The organism is Paenibacillus turicensis (assembly GCF_050461185.1).
Taxonomy (GTDB): domain Bacteria; phylum Bacillota; class Bacilli; order Paenibacillales; family Paenibacillaceae; genus Fontibacillus; species Fontibacillus turicensis_A.
In genome coordinates, this window is the sequence record NZ_JBCMOR010000005.1 from 947,084 (window position 1) to 960,598 (window position 13,515).

14 protein-coding genes and 1 pseudogene are annotated in these 13,515 nt (G+C 40.3%); 4 read left to right on the plus strand and 11 right to left on the minus strand.

Features of this window, described 5'->3' with window-relative positions; translation table 11 throughout:
• Positions 1 to 118: 118 nt before the first annotated feature.
• The 3 genes from ABE099_RS06490 to ABE099_RS06500 are packed head-to-tail and all read right to left on the minus strand — an operon-like array spanning position 119 to position 2,149.
• The gene (locus ABE099_RS06490) at positions 119 to 751 is read right to left on the minus strand and encodes a DsbA family oxidoreductase (protein ID WP_430028540.1); all 633 of its coding nucleotides are present in this window, start codon (positions 749 to 751) and stop codon (positions 119 to 121) included.
• A gap of 54 nt (positions 752 to 805) precedes the next feature.
• Positions 806 to 1,450, minus strand: coding sequence for an NAD(P)-dependent oxidoreductase (locus ABE099_RS06495; protein WP_430028543.1), 645 nt, complete (start codon positions 1,448 to 1,450; stop codon positions 806 to 808).
• A gap of 39 nt (positions 1,451 to 1,489) precedes the next feature.
• The gene (locus ABE099_RS06500; RefSeq protein ID WP_430028545.1) at positions 1,490 to 2,149 is read right to left on the minus strand and encodes an SDR family NAD(P)-dependent oxidoreductase; all 660 of its coding nucleotides are present in this window, start codon (positions 2,147 to 2,149) and stop codon (positions 1,490 to 1,492) included.
• A 198-nt stretch (positions 2,150 to 2,347) separates the two neighbouring features.
• Here ABE099_RS06500 and ABE099_RS06505 point away from each other — a divergent pair, with 198 nt between their 5' ends.
• Positions 2,348 to 2,941, plus strand: coding sequence for a TetR/AcrR family transcriptional regulator (locus ABE099_RS06505; RefSeq protein WP_430028548.1), 594 nt, complete (start codon positions 2,348 to 2,350; stop codon positions 2,939 to 2,941).
• Between the two features lie 134 nt (positions 2,942 to 3,075).
• Here ABE099_RS06505 and ABE099_RS06510 read toward each other — a convergent pair whose 3' ends face one another.
• Positions 3,076 to 3,555, minus strand: coding sequence for a YbaK/EbsC family protein (locus tag ABE099_RS06510; protein WP_430028551.1), 480 nt, complete (start codon positions 3,553 to 3,555; stop codon positions 3,076 to 3,078).
• Positions 3,556 to 3,585: 30 nt separating this feature from the next.
• A complete protein-coding gene (locus tag ABE099_RS06515) occupies positions 3,586 to 4,143 on the minus strand; it encodes a helix-turn-helix domain-containing protein (RefSeq protein WP_430028553.1) in 558 nt (185 codons plus the stop codon).
• A 365-nt stretch (positions 4,144 to 4,508) separates the two neighbouring features.
• On the opposite strand from ABE099_RS06515, the gene ABE099_RS06520 reads away from it, so the two are divergent.
• Positions 4,509 to 6,044 (plus strand): glycine betaine uptake BCCT transporter, encoded by a 1,536-nt coding sequence (locus ABE099_RS06520; protein WP_430028555.1) that lies wholly within the window; start codon positions 4,509 to 4,511, stop codon positions 6,042 to 6,044.
• Positions 6,045 to 6,356: 312 nt separating this feature from the next.
• Here ABE099_RS06520 and ABE099_RS06525 read toward each other — a convergent pair whose 3' ends face one another.
• Entirely contained in the window at positions 6,357 to 8,345 is a 1,989-nt protein-coding gene (locus tag ABE099_RS06525) for a hypothetical protein (RefSeq protein ID WP_430028559.1), read from the minus strand.
• A 158-nt stretch (positions 8,346 to 8,503) separates the two neighbouring features.
• On the opposite strand from ABE099_RS06525, the gene ABE099_RS06530 reads away from it, so the two are divergent.
• A complete protein-coding gene (locus ABE099_RS06530; RefSeq protein WP_430028561.1) occupies positions 8,504 to 9,355 on the plus strand; it encodes a helix-turn-helix domain-containing protein in 852 nt (283 codons plus the stop codon).
• Between the two features lie 263 nt (positions 9,356 to 9,618).
• Here the strand turns inward: ABE099_RS06530 and ABE099_RS06535 are convergent, their stop codons facing one another.
• From ABE099_RS06535 to ABE099_RS06555, 5 genes and pseudogenes are all read right to left on the minus strand, one after another.
• The gene (locus tag ABE099_RS06535) at positions 9,619 to 10,074 is read right to left on the minus strand and encodes a GNAT family N-acetyltransferase (RefSeq protein WP_430028563.1); all 456 of its coding nucleotides are present in this window, start codon (positions 10,072 to 10,074) and stop codon (positions 9,619 to 9,621) included.
• Between the two features lie 129 nt (positions 10,075 to 10,203).
• Positions 10,204 to 10,623, minus strand: coding sequence for an N-acetyltransferase family protein (locus tag ABE099_RS06540; protein WP_430028565.1), 420 nt, complete (start codon positions 10,621 to 10,623; stop codon positions 10,204 to 10,206).
• Positions 10,624 to 10,668: 45 nt separating this feature from the next.
• Complete coding sequence (locus ABE099_RS06545) at positions 10,669 to 10,893, minus strand: hypothetical protein (RefSeq protein ID WP_430028567.1); 225 nt, start codon at positions 10,891 to 10,893, stop codon at positions 10,669 to 10,671.
• Positions 10,883 to 11,086 (minus strand): annotated as a pseudogene (locus tag ABE099_RS06550) (hypothetical protein); the annotation flags it as partial. The gene ABE099_RS06545 and the pseudogene ABE099_RS06550, both read right to left, overlap by 11 nt.
• A 343-nt stretch (positions 11,087 to 11,429) precedes the next feature.
• Complete coding sequence (locus tag ABE099_RS06555; protein ID WP_430028570.1) at positions 11,430 to 12,053, minus strand: CGNR zinc finger domain-containing protein; 624 nt, start codon at positions 12,051 to 12,053, stop codon at positions 11,430 to 11,432.
• A gap of 104 nt (positions 12,054 to 12,157) precedes the next feature.
• On the opposite strand from ABE099_RS06555, the gene ABE099_RS06560 reads away from it, so the two are divergent.
• On the plus strand, positions 12,158 to 13,426 hold the full coding sequence (locus tag ABE099_RS06560; protein ID WP_430028572.1) for an MFS transporter: 1,269 nt from the start codon (positions 12,158 to 12,160) through the stop codon (positions 13,424 to 13,426).
• The last annotated feature ends 89 nt before the right edge of the window (positions 13,427 to 13,515 follow it).

The following is a 13,515-nucleotide window of genomic DNA, read 5'->3' on the forward strand; positions in this document are numbered from 1 at the left end:
ATAATTCCGCAAACCTTTTATGCTACTAGTGTTCTGTCTTCCTTATCCTTAAATGTATTCCAATTTGGATAGGATACTCTCATAGTATCTTCGTCATACCAATCCTTACTGGCTTTACTTACTGAGATGCTTCGTTAAGAGCTTTTAAAAATACCTCTGTTGGTTGTGCGCCGGATATTGCGTATTTTCTATCAATGACAAAGAAAGGTGCTCCTGTAATCCCTAATTGTTTTGCTGTACCTTCATCTGAACGCACTTCGCTGGCATATTTGGAGGGATCATGGAGAACTGCCATTGACTCGTCCCTATTCATTCCAACTGATTCTGCAATACTTGCTAAAGTATCATGATCACTAATTAGCTTGGCGTCTGTGTAATAAGAATAGAACAGCTTCTCTGCTAATTCTTGATCTTTACCCACAGATTTGGCATATTGGGTTAAACGATGCGCATCAAACGTATTGGTGGGCTTTATTTGGTCGATATTATACACGAGACCCATCATTGCTGCTTGTTGTTCAAGTTCAGCATGTGCCTTTTTCGCTTGTTCGAGACTCATACCATGTTTCTCAGATAGGATTTGATGCATATTTTTGCCTGAGTACATGGATGTTTGCGGATTAAGTTCAAAGCTTCTATACTCAATGACCACTTCATTTTGATGAGCGAACTGCTCCAGTGCAGACTCTAATCGTCGTTTCCCAATATAACAAAATGGACAAACATAGTCCGACCATATCTCGATTTTCATTATGAGTCCTCCTTCATCAACTATTTTTCAGTGAATATTACATTTTTATAGAGATTATTTGTTATAAATAATAGGCATTTTCCTAATCAATTGGTTGTCACGAGCGGCAGCGTACATGAATTTAGCAACATTTTTTCTTGAAACACCTAATTTAGCCGGTTTATCACCGAATGAAAAGTCATAAGATTGCCCTTTGTATTTAACATTGGGGTTAATAATTCGAACGACTGTCCAATTCAGATTAGATTCCTTAATCATTCCTTCCAGTTTCTTCATTTCTGCATAACCGTTTGGAAGGAAAACTTTGGCTAATACACCTGGAAGTATCGTGGACATGTTTTTCTTATCATCATCTGATTGCAAAGCAGGCGTCGCAAGTGTAATGAACCTTTTTTTGTTATGTTTGTTCATAGCCTTAATGATCAGTTCGTGTCCATCGGCAATCGGCGTGCCTATAAGCTTTCGTGACATATCGGATGCTGGCCCCAATGTGCTGATTACGACATCGGATTCGGCAATGGCCTTCTCGATAGTTGAAATATTCGAAAGTTCCCCTTGTACAAGGCTCAAATTTGGATGTTTGAGGCTGATTTTTTGGGGGTTTCTAACGTATGCCGTAACGATATCTCCGTGATCCAAAGCTAGTTGTGTTACAAGCTGTCCAATTGCACCACTTGCACCAAAAACAGTGATATTCATATTCTTTTCTTATATCTCCTTTAAAATAAATTATTCAACTCACACTTTATCTTCAGTTATAAATTCTTCTACTCTGTCTCTCTTGGTGTACATGTCGTACCAAATATCAGCGATTTTATCTTGAACCCCCGAATTCGCTTGCATCCAGATTCCGATCGAAAGGTGGCCTGCATAAACCCCTTTGTCTGCTAGTTCGCTGTTCAAATTAAAGATATAATTACGAAGTCCTGAGATTGCAATTCCCACATTACCCATCATCGGAACTGGGTGGACTGAAGCACCTCCAGTTGTAAATAACAGCGCACCGCTTTGCTTATCCAGCATATCCGGAAGTACTTGTTTAATGCTCGATAAAGCACCTAAAACATTATATTGAAATTGGTATAACGCATTTTCTTCAGTTACATCTAATGTTGGCGCTACGGAGTCAAAGCTCGGCGTTGGACTGTACTCAAGAACATCAATAAATCCGTATTTCTCTTTAATCGCAGCAAATGCCATCTCTATTTGTTCTTTATTTAATATGTCCGCTTGAAATGAAGCAGCTTCGATTCCCAATTGTTCTAATTCAATAACCAATTGGTTTAACTTTTCTTTATTTCGCGCAATAAGCGCTACGCGGAAGCCATTTTGTCCGAATTTCTTCGCAATGGACATTCCTAAACCTGCTCCTGCTCCAACAATCGCTATCGTTTTCATCTAAAATCTCTCCTTTAGTTAGAGTTAATTATCAATCAGATAAATAATGAGCAATGTGTTGTATATTTATCTTTTGTTTATTATGATTAATAAAAGGTCAGTCTTCAATGTTTAATATTTTTGATTTTGAGAGATAAAATACAGTTTCAACTCAAATGTCGTATATCTAACAAAAAAAAGTTAAGGGAACGGGTCATGATGAACAAAAAAACCGATTTGCGTATCATTCGCTCCAAGCTTTCGATAAAAAAGGCGTTTATAGAACTTCTTAATGAAAAGGGGTACGAAGGAATTACGATCCAAGATATAGCCGATAAGGCGATGATTAACCGAAATACATTTTACCTTCATTATCAGAACAAACCCGATTTGTTAAATGTATCTATGGACGAATTATTAGATGAGTTAAAGAGTACACTCAAGCTTTGTTCGAGTAGTAAATCTACTATAAGTGGCGCTATGCTTGAACAACTGATGCAAACCATACTGGAGAAAATTAAGGACAATATCCCCTTTTACAAAGCATTCTTACTGGATGAGAACAGAATTTATGGTTTTCAATCAAAAATGGAGGAAATTATAAAAAATACAGTGGAAGATGGCTTGGATGATATTCCCCTGAAGATTTCAAAGGAATTATTACTTCAATATATCGCATCTACTTTTATGGGCATTGTAATATGGTGGGTTAAAAATGATTTTTCGTATACTCCGAGTGAACTTGCGTCTCAATTTGGAAAAATTTTAACTCATGGACATTTAACGGCTGCGGGTATACCAATCAATGATTAAAGTGATCCATGCTTACGTAGCTGGGGGAGACATATCAGAAGAGGAGCCCTTCAAATGAGAGCTCCTCTTCTGTTAGTTCCTGCGTGTAACTGCTTTGTCCAACACCTCTCCTCGGTCAACGGCTCGCTTCAGCACTATTTTACACAGATTACTTGTCCTTTTGTCATTTGCACTAATTCTTCAGGTGTTAACCGAAACACTGCTCTTGGATGTCCAGCAGCTGCCCATATCTCTCTGAATTGTAACAAGTCTTCATCAATAAAAGTGAGAATTGACTCTACATGTCCTAAAGGTGGTACACCTCCAATAACAAATCCTGTATGTTCACGTACAAAATCAGCGTCAGCTTTTCCTAATTTATCATTAAGATGGGTGTTAATTTGTTTTATATTAATTTGATTTACTCCACTGGCTATAACCAATAACGGTTTATCGTTATTTTTAAGTCGAAAGATAATTGACTTAGCTATATTTGAAACCTCGCAACCTATTGCATCTGCAGCTTCCTGTGCAGTTCGTGTACTGTCAGGTAGTTCTATAACTTTATTTGCATATCCCAACTCTATTAGTTTGTTTTGAACCTGTTGTGCGCTATCTTTAAGTTGACTTATCAACTTTTATACCCCCTAATCATTACATGTTTTTCAAGCTTCCGCATAATACATAACAACCTGTATCATCACATCTTCATCCGATTTATTTATATAACGATGTTCAACATTACCTGTAAATCTTATAGCCTGTCCTTCTTGTAAGGCGTAAATTTCATCCTTAATCTGTAGATTAAACTCTCCAGAAATAACTGTGATGTACTCTTGAACCCCATCATTGTGAGGGAGTGAATCATAGTTACAAGTAGGACTAAGAATAATCGTAAACGTTTCAATACGAGTTTGGGGGTCAAATGGAAACATTAAGTATACTCTACACTTTCCATTATCTTCTGTTAAATCTGGAATTTCTTTTCGAGTTGCAATGGATACTACTGCCTCATCTACTTTAAGTAGAGATGAAAACGAAATATTAAGCCCCGTAGCAATTTTCCAGACAGTTGTCACTGTGGGCTGAGTTTCTCCTCGCTCAATTTGATGAAGCATACCTTTACTAACCTTAGTTAAATCAGCAAGCTTATCTAAGCTTAACTGCCTATGTTTTCTAATACGCTGCAGGTTATTTCCTATCCTAATGTGTATAGCATCCAAGAAGTAACACTTCCTTTCGTTCATCATACTATACAAATATATTATTATACAATACGATTTGCAAACGTTACTACTGGGCTAAAGCAGACGTTTTTATTACTATCACGCTACTATTTCATTTAAAAACAGAAAACTATGCTATAATATGCTGTTGAGAGTTAAATCACACCGTATTTTATGTTGTTGCTCATCTAATCGATTAGATGTCAATTTAGATGTCAATATGGAGAAAAATAAACCTAAGATGTTTCAAACTACGTCGGTTAGTTTTATTTTATCAACAGCTTGCTTTTCGTATGATTACAAGATGGACTAGCACATACTAAGGAACAGTTGGCTGAAGCATACATAACGGAGGTTCCTTCATGGTATTTACAATCACAATAATTATCGTTTCACTGTTTGCAATCTGGGGAGCCGTGGCTCCTGATCAGCTGGCGAATGTAGCGAACACAGCCTACAACTTCTCTATTCAGAACTTTGGCTGGTTTTATTTGCTGGCGACACTATTCTTCCTGATCTTCGCTTTCTATCTGGCATTTAGTCGATTTGGCGGTATCAGACTGGGCGATGACGATGATGAACCGGAATATTCGACGATTTCCTGGCTATCTATGCTGTTTAGCGCTGGTATGGGTATTGGACTGGTTTTCTGGGGAGTTGCCGAACCGCTATCCCACTATTTATCTGCGCCGGAGGGAGCAGAAGCTGGAACAACACAAGCCGCAAGACTCTCCATGCGCTATTCCTTCTTCCACTGGGGGCTTCATCCTTGGGCTATCTATACTGTTATTGGCCTAGCGCTGGCTTACTTCCAGTTCCGGAAAGGTTACAAAGGACTGATCAGTTCCACATTTATTCCTCTGATCGGTGAGCGTTTGGCTGCAGGCTGGCTTGGCAAGTTCATTGACATTCTGGCGGTCATTTCCACAATCTTTGGTGTAGCGACCTCGCTTGGATTGGGGGCACTTCAGATCGGTGGGGGTCTGAATTACTTATTTGGTATCCCTAACTCAACCACAATCCAGGTCGTCATTATTTGCGTAGTAACGGTACTGTATTTAATATCCGCAACCTCCGGCCTGGATAGAGGTATCAAGATTCTGAGTAACACCAACCTGGTGATCGCTGTGTTGTTGATGCTGTTTGTATTGGTGACGGGTCCGACTACGTTTATATTTGACACGTTCACAACAACCTTGGGCAGCTACATGCAAAATATTATTAATATGAGCTTAAGATTAACGCCGTTCTCAAGAGATACGTGGATTGGAGTATGGACGTTGTTTTACTGGGCATGGTGGATCGCGTGGGCTCCATTTGTCGGCACCTTTATTGCGAGGGTATCCAAAGGAAGAACTGTAAAGGAATTTGTAATTTACGTCATGGTTATTCCAAGTCTTTTTGGATTCATCTGGTTTTCGGTGTTTGGCGGAACAGGGCTTCATCTTGAATTGTTCGATGCAGCCCAACTGGCGGAAGCCGTCAAGGAAGATACGACTACAGCTTTATTCCTAATGCTGGAGCAACTGCCATTGGGCACAATCGTAGCATTCATCGCCACCCTCCTGATCATGATCTTCTTTATTACCTCAGCTGATTCGGCTACTTTTGTTCTGGGCATGCTGACTTCAGATGGCAAGCTTGATCCAAGTACAAAAGTGAAATTAACCTGGGGCATTATGCAATCTGCCATTGCGGTAGTACTGTTAATCAGCGGAGGGTTAAACGGTCTTCAGACGGCCTCCATTGTAGCGGCGCTGCCGTTCGCTGTGGTTCTTATTGGAATGTGTGTATCATTACTCAAGGCTTTGCAGGCTGAAGACAGAGAACGTCGTATGAAGGAGAAACGGCAGCGTCAAAAATTGAGACAACTGCTTGAGGAACAAGAAAATGCTTAGTAAGCTTTGACGCAAAAATGCAATAACTCAAAAATCCGCTATAATAGCGGCTTTTTTGTAGCATGTTTATTGAGATCTAGGTCATCGATACTCACAACTTAAGATCATTCCTTTTCTGAGCCTAAACCCCTCAATTTTATTGGAATGATCTTATTTGGAACAAACCTCGCTCCCTCCATCCGCTCAGAGGGTGGTTTCATATTTCGTGCGTTTCACCACCCAACTGGCTAAAGCCTGAATAAAAAAGCGTAAATAGCGACTTTATGAAATTTCTAAATCGATAAGTTGTTTTCTATAGTATGCGTCGTATCCTTAATCAAGTTTTGTCCTGAATGTCTGTTCCCAGTAATCACCTGCTAACCCTTCAATAATCGAACTACTTGCCCAAGGCATTAGACAAAACCAGGTGCTGGCCGGAGTACCATCCGCATATTTTTCGGTGACAAGTCCTTCAGAATGGCAGAAACGTTCTGACATCCATCCTTTTTTCCCAAAGCCAAATTCCTGATCATAGCGATTATAAGTCTGACACCCCCAGTTTATCGTATCCATCATGCGCTGAAAAATATAATGATCCTCCCGCAGCTGAAGATAGTAAAATAGCTCATCTACGAGGTTGCTAGACATGGGGTGAATATGTGGATTAGCTACTGAAGTAACACTTCCGCCGGAACTTGACCAATTTAATGTGCTGAGTGGCGGAATCTTTACCGGCGAATTGTAACAAAACTTAAAACTGAACTCATAACAGATAGCGTCTCTCATATGATCGAGGAAAAGTTCTTCACCAGTCAAAGCATGCAAATAACGAACCGCTTTTATATAAGCCAAGATACCTTCCGAATCAACCGATTTATCCGCATCCAGCGGAGCACCGTAACATTCCATATGTTTGACGTACGTATCATAATAATGGGCTTCACTAAATCTAAGCTCCTCCATGGACAATGAATCCTTGGTTAACCATTTATAGTAAGCCATGGCTGCGAGACACCAGACACCGCTGAATGCATCATATTCGAGCCCAGCACCTGTTCTCTCAGACAAGATGATCGGATACTCTCCATCTGTATTTTTAGTACGTTCCATACGATCAAGTACCTGCTTGACGTATATAAGCCAATCATCGTGTCTATAATTGCGAATTCGCAGCTCATAATCATAGCACTTCAGGATATAAAACATGGCCTGAGCTACTAGGTACGCAGAATGTCCTGGAGTCCTCATTCCGTCGAACCACCACCCTTTTATGTGCCATGTACCATCCTGATAGGCATCATAAGGGAGACCGGATTCAGGATTCATAGCATTTTCGATAATATTTGTAATACAAGACAGCGCCTGTTGCCGCATGGGTTCGTCATTCAACCTTAGAGCAGCCATAAGCATTGGTGCAGCGATGGCCATACCATTCGTCCAACTGATGGAGATAATTTTATTGTACCGGTAGCCTCCGGTTTTAGCATCCTCATACACAAAGGTAGAGTAATGACGATCCTCTGGTAACCAAGCATATTCGTAGATAGCTTTGGATAAATCTAATACTGTTGTATGAATATCACTACCTTTTCTTGGCGGCTCATGATACCGATCATAAATCGCTTCGATTGCAGAATTAATACCAAGCTCTGATGATGACTCATAATCATACAGATCTAAGGTGAGTTCAACCGTCTCTTCAGCAGCCAGTTCGAAGCAGTTTTCTGCAAGATCAGCACGCTCATAAACAAGCCTTGATTTGATAAATAATAATGGTGCGTTCTCATACCCCAATGTGTATCCAACTGAACCTTTTTCAATGGAGCAAGTAAATCCACTGTATTGAATAAACTCCCCATTCAACCCAGGTTGCCACTGTTGCTTGCCCTTTCCACTGCTAATCCAGTAAGGGCTTGCACATATACCATATACACGACACTCATCATAGACCATTGCAACCGGATGTGACAGCCGATCACTTCGTACCATCCACCACGGCGACGAAGGTCGTGACGGATTGCCTTCCCGTAATCTCGGAAACTCATTTGGAACATTTTGCGGTGCTTCTCCACGGTTACGACCATACATAAATGCAGGGAGAAAAAAACGTGGATTTTGTTTCTTAAACGGTAATTCCACATGTATAATCCCTGACCATGCTTGTTCTCCATAGTTGTGAATCTTCACCTTGACACGACAAGGATCCTTTGCGCTCCCCAACCCTTCTACGAAATCAACATTTGCCTCCAGACTATTGTCTGCCAAAGATGTATAGTCCATAGTTATCTGTGTTCTGCTTCGTGCAGAAAAAGTCAGTTCCATATTCTCCTCCAATCAAGTCGTTCACGCATATTTGATAGCGCTTGTATTTTTTGCATCATCATGCTAGGATAATAACATTTTATAGGTTCACATTTGCAATTTCATTGCACAAATCACTATATTTATTGCGCGAAATAACAAGGAGATGTTTGACTGGTATGAATCAATCTTCAGAATATCTATTTGATCCCATTCACACTGAGATGTTGTATCTTCATCGTGTCACTACTTACAATATGGGCACGTTTTATCATCGTCATGATGCATATGAGTTATATTTATTCCTTCGTGGAAATGTTAATTTTTATATCGAAAATCGTTGTTACCATCTACAACCTGGCGACCTTATCATTCTTACTCCGGAGGAGATGCACCGATCTTTTGCACTGGACAAACACGAATATGAGCGTATAACTATTAATCTAAAAAAATCATATCTGAACCGCTTGTCTACCTCGAGTACCAACTTGTCCGCATGCTTCGATTTTCGTCCTAAGGGCAAGGCCAATATAATACACCTTGAATCTGCTCAATTGCATCAGGTATTGCAACTAACTAGAGAGCTTGAGCAGATTCTCACGTCAAGTGATTATGGAGCAGATATTAAAGCCAATATACAGATTGCTCAGTTGCTGCTTGTGATAAATCTCGTGTTTCAGAATACAAGCTTTGTTCCTACAGATATAATGCCCAAACTAGTTCGAAACACGATGGATTATATTGAAGCTAACCTTGCGGGAGAATTGACACTTAAGCATTTATCAGAAGCTTTATGTATGAACAGTGCTTATATCAGTCGGCAATTTAAAAAACATACAGGATTAACTATTCGAGCATATGTACTCAGTCGCCGTATAGAGTTGTCTAAATATTATCTATCCGAGGGCATGAGTATTACAGAGGCCTGTTATCAATCGGGTTTTAGAGATTATGCGAATTTCATTCGAAGTTTCACTAAGCTGGTTGGGACTTCTCCGGGGAAATTTACTAGAAATTTAATTGAAGTATAATACTTTTTTAGAGAAATTGCATAAAGACGGCCAATTCAAGGTGCTTATGTTAGATTCGCTATATGTCTTTTGATACAATAACCATGAATGGAATTACAGCACTTTTGCATCTTTTCGCTCTTGAAGGGATAGCGTATAATACGCAAAAGAACAGCATCCTCAGTACTACAGAATGCTGTTCTTCAAGTTTATATAATAAAGTTTTTGAAGGTTTTAAACGTTCTATAAATTCCCTGGACGTTTTAAATATTTTTAAAACGGTACTACAGTTCCTTCGTCATAAAAAAACTATTCGGATCGAGGATATAATCTGCAAATGGCTCACAATACGTGAAGCCAAAATCTTCATACAGCTTGTGAGCTGGGATGAATGAATCCAAGGAGCCAGTCTCGAGACTGATCCGTTTGTACCCTCGACTTATAGCCACTTCAATAATATGAGCAAGAATATTTCTAGCTACACCTTTGCGCAAATGCTTCTTAGCTGTCCGCATCGATTTGAGTTCTGCATGCTCTTTGTCCAATTCCTTGATAGCCCCACAGCCAAGAAGCTCTTCATCCTCCCATGCACACCAGAATGTAATTTCCGGCTTCCTCAACCCGTCCAGATTAAGGGCATGAATGCTCTCAGGTGGAGAGTCCTCTGCCATTCCTTGCAGATGTTCTGCAATTAATCCAATCACTTGTGCCCCACTCAAATCATCTACAAGAATCTTCACCGCAACCCCTCCTATTAATATAAAGTATGAATTATACCCCTTAACCTTCTGTATTTCATAATACTCCCATGACAGGTTTTCTGACAACTCTATTAAGAAGGTTCCCTAGACCAAGTGTTGCATCAAGATTTATTCATAAACCATGACCCAATATTTCGCTCCGGGCTCTCCTTCCTCGACAACGGCTTTAAAACCCCTCTTCTTATAGAAATTCAATGCTTTTGTATTTTCGGAGACACATTTTAATGTGACTGGCGTTCCCAGTTCGGCTATAGCCCCTTTGAGTAGCAAATCGCCAACACCTTTGCCGGCAGCAGTAGGGTGTACAAACAAATTATGAATAAATCGGTTAGGGACATACAATGAGGCAAATCCAAGAACTTTGGCGTTCTCCTCTGCCAGAAGGATTTGTTCTTCCAATGTATCCCGGTCAAAATCATCAAGCGTCATTTCATCTGTGTTGACCCAATGAAAACTCCCAAGACGGGAATCTAGATAAATTTGTCTCAATTCTGGATAGTCTTTTATACTTGCTTCTCTGATTAGCATCAGATCAATCCTCCTAACTTCTATAAATTATATTAATAATTGAGGTTAACGTAAAGATTTGAAAAACGCTGTTCTCCAGGTCGGATACTCAAGTTCCCAACCACACTCGTTTTTGGCTTTGCTGTTCGAAGCGCCTCTCTCCCACGGACTCGAACCGGCTTGGATTTCTGGTCTAGGTACGTTTAATACGTCTGCATACACGGGTAGCCACTCTGTACCTTTAGCAGGTTCATCATCTACGATGTTGTACGTTCCTGTAGGCCACTCCAATGATGGATGGACGTCTGATCCACCCTGGTTCTCTGTATACCCACATAGCTATAGCCATCGCTGCAACTTCTGGTAAAATGATTTCTGAATGTTGTAACTGTACAGATAAACTAACCATGAATAAAATAAATGATATCGCAATAACGTAAGGCAGCTTGCCTATTTTGTTCGTTGCGAGATCTGCTGTATTCATATGCTCTCCTTTCATTCCAACTCAAAGCCCTTGCTGATGTTGGATAATCATAGCTATGATTAATGTGCATTTAATACAGCATGCTGTTAGATTTATGCTAACATGAACATTTTGAATGTTTTAAGTACCACTGTATGCATTTATTTGCAGACCAATTTTTAAGTCTTTCATAAACATGTGACGATAAAATCAAAACCACCAGCATAGTGAACTGAACCTCCAAAGTTAGACACTTTATCTAACTTTGGAGGTGCATTCAATGCGGGTGGTTATATGTTTCGCACTTTTCAAGCACTCAACTGGCTAAAGCCTAAAAAAAGCCGCTAAGTTAGCGGCTTACAATCTATTCAGAACTCTTCTTATGATAATGACGCTTAGCCTTAGACCTGTTGCCACAATCAGTCATGGAACACCAACGCCTACTGTGGTTACGACTTGTATCAATGAACAACCAGCCACACTCTCCTCCGTGGCATTGCTTCAGATACTTCAAGTCCTTCGAAAGTAACAAATCCACCGCAGAACGAACCAGTTCGCCTTTCATTCGTTCCAATGGTGAAATGGAAGCACTAGAGAGACTAAGAGTGAATTGTCCTGGTGTTGGCTCCACAAGAGTTAAATGTCTATATAGTTCAAGGTGCGAATTTAACTCTGCGAGATCCTCAGCAGGAGCCAAATCCCCCCGCACTATCGCACGAAAGATTCGAAACATCGCTTCTCGAAGTGTTATGAATTGCTTATATTTAAGATTGGCTAACGAGGGTTCTTGTTCCTCAAAACGCCCCAACTCTTCTGCCTCTTCTTTCGTTAAACAACTGATACGAACACCCCAAGTCGCTAAATCCTTCAAATCTCGTAGCCACTCGGAAGGAGACTCGCTCTCATGCCAACCCACTGTATTTACAAAATCTAGACACAATATCTCGTTCAAAATAGATAATTTATAGATATGACTCGGCTCGGACATCTTCATCCCCCCTTCATCATTATAACCATCAACATTAATAATTGACAGTTATATTTAACCCATATAAAATATAACCACCAAATATGATTATAGGGGGTTATACTTTGAGATATAATGCAAGAAAAAGGCGTTCACTCCGCTTCACAGACTTTGGGAAGTTGTGGGTTGGCGAAACAATATCCTACATGGGGGCGCAGATAAGCATAATTGGCTTGCCTTTGGCTGCGATTTCGCTACTGCAAGTTTCATCATTCGAGCTTGGTCTCTTGAATGCTTTTAGCTTCTTACCTTTCCTCCTATCATTGTTCGCAGGAGTAATAGTTGATCGTACTTCAAAGAGAAGAGTGCTCATCTTTGCGAACCTTGGGAGAGCCTTCTTTTTGCTTGGCATTCCTGTAATGTACTGGTTAAACGGACTATCGATCGGAATCATGTGCATATGTGCGTTCCTAATAGGAACTTGTACTGTTCTTTTCGATGCGGCTTTCCACCCGTATATCCCCAAACTAATTCATCAAAATCGATTGGTTGAAGCTAACGCTAAGTTGATCGCAAGTTCTTCGGTGGCAACCACAGCAGGTCCAGGAATCGGCGGTTTTCTGATTAAGCTATTAGGCCCAATGCTTGCCTTGGTGGTCAACTCATTTTCTTACTTGTTCTCTGCAATTATGCTAGTAGCTATTAAAACCGTAGAACAACCTACTGAGAATAGAAAAAGCCTTTCCATCCCCAAAGCTATTAAAAACGGTTTGATGTTCACTCTACGTAATCCTACTCTTCGAGCTATTATAGGAGAGGCGGCTACATACAACTTTTTTTCCCAAGCGTTTACAACTCTCCTCTTCGTATATGTCCAACAGCAGTTGAAGCTTAGCGAGATCACGCTCGGCATCTTTTTCTCATTTGGAGGAGTCGGAGCATTGATCGGATCAATCCTAGCCAAAAAGGCTATCACTAAGATCGGTATAGGTCCTGCCACGGTATGGTCAATGATTGTTGGATGCAGTTCTCTTCTATTAGTTCCCCTTGCGAGTGGGACCACCAACACGAGAATCGTTATAATCTTAACTGGATTTCTAATCAATGGAATTGGGCTTGGACTGTCAAATGTAAACTGTATTACCCTTCGTCAAACTATCATTCCAGAGAACATGAGGGCTACGGCAATGTCCGCAAGCCGTCTTCTTACATGGGGGGGAATTCCGCTCGGTGCGTTATTAGGCGGAATTATGGGAGAGGTACTCGGCATTCGTGAGACGTTATTCCTAGCAACGATAGGAATGCTACTCGCCCCTTTATGGGTTATCTTGTCTCCACTCCGAAATACTCATGAACTCCCAGCAGAGACCATTCCAGATTTGACGTCTAAATAATAATAGAGAGTAATCTCTATTTCAAAAATAAGATACGATGTAACACAGTTTTTTTATGACAAAAATGGCAGCGTTCCAGAAATTATCTG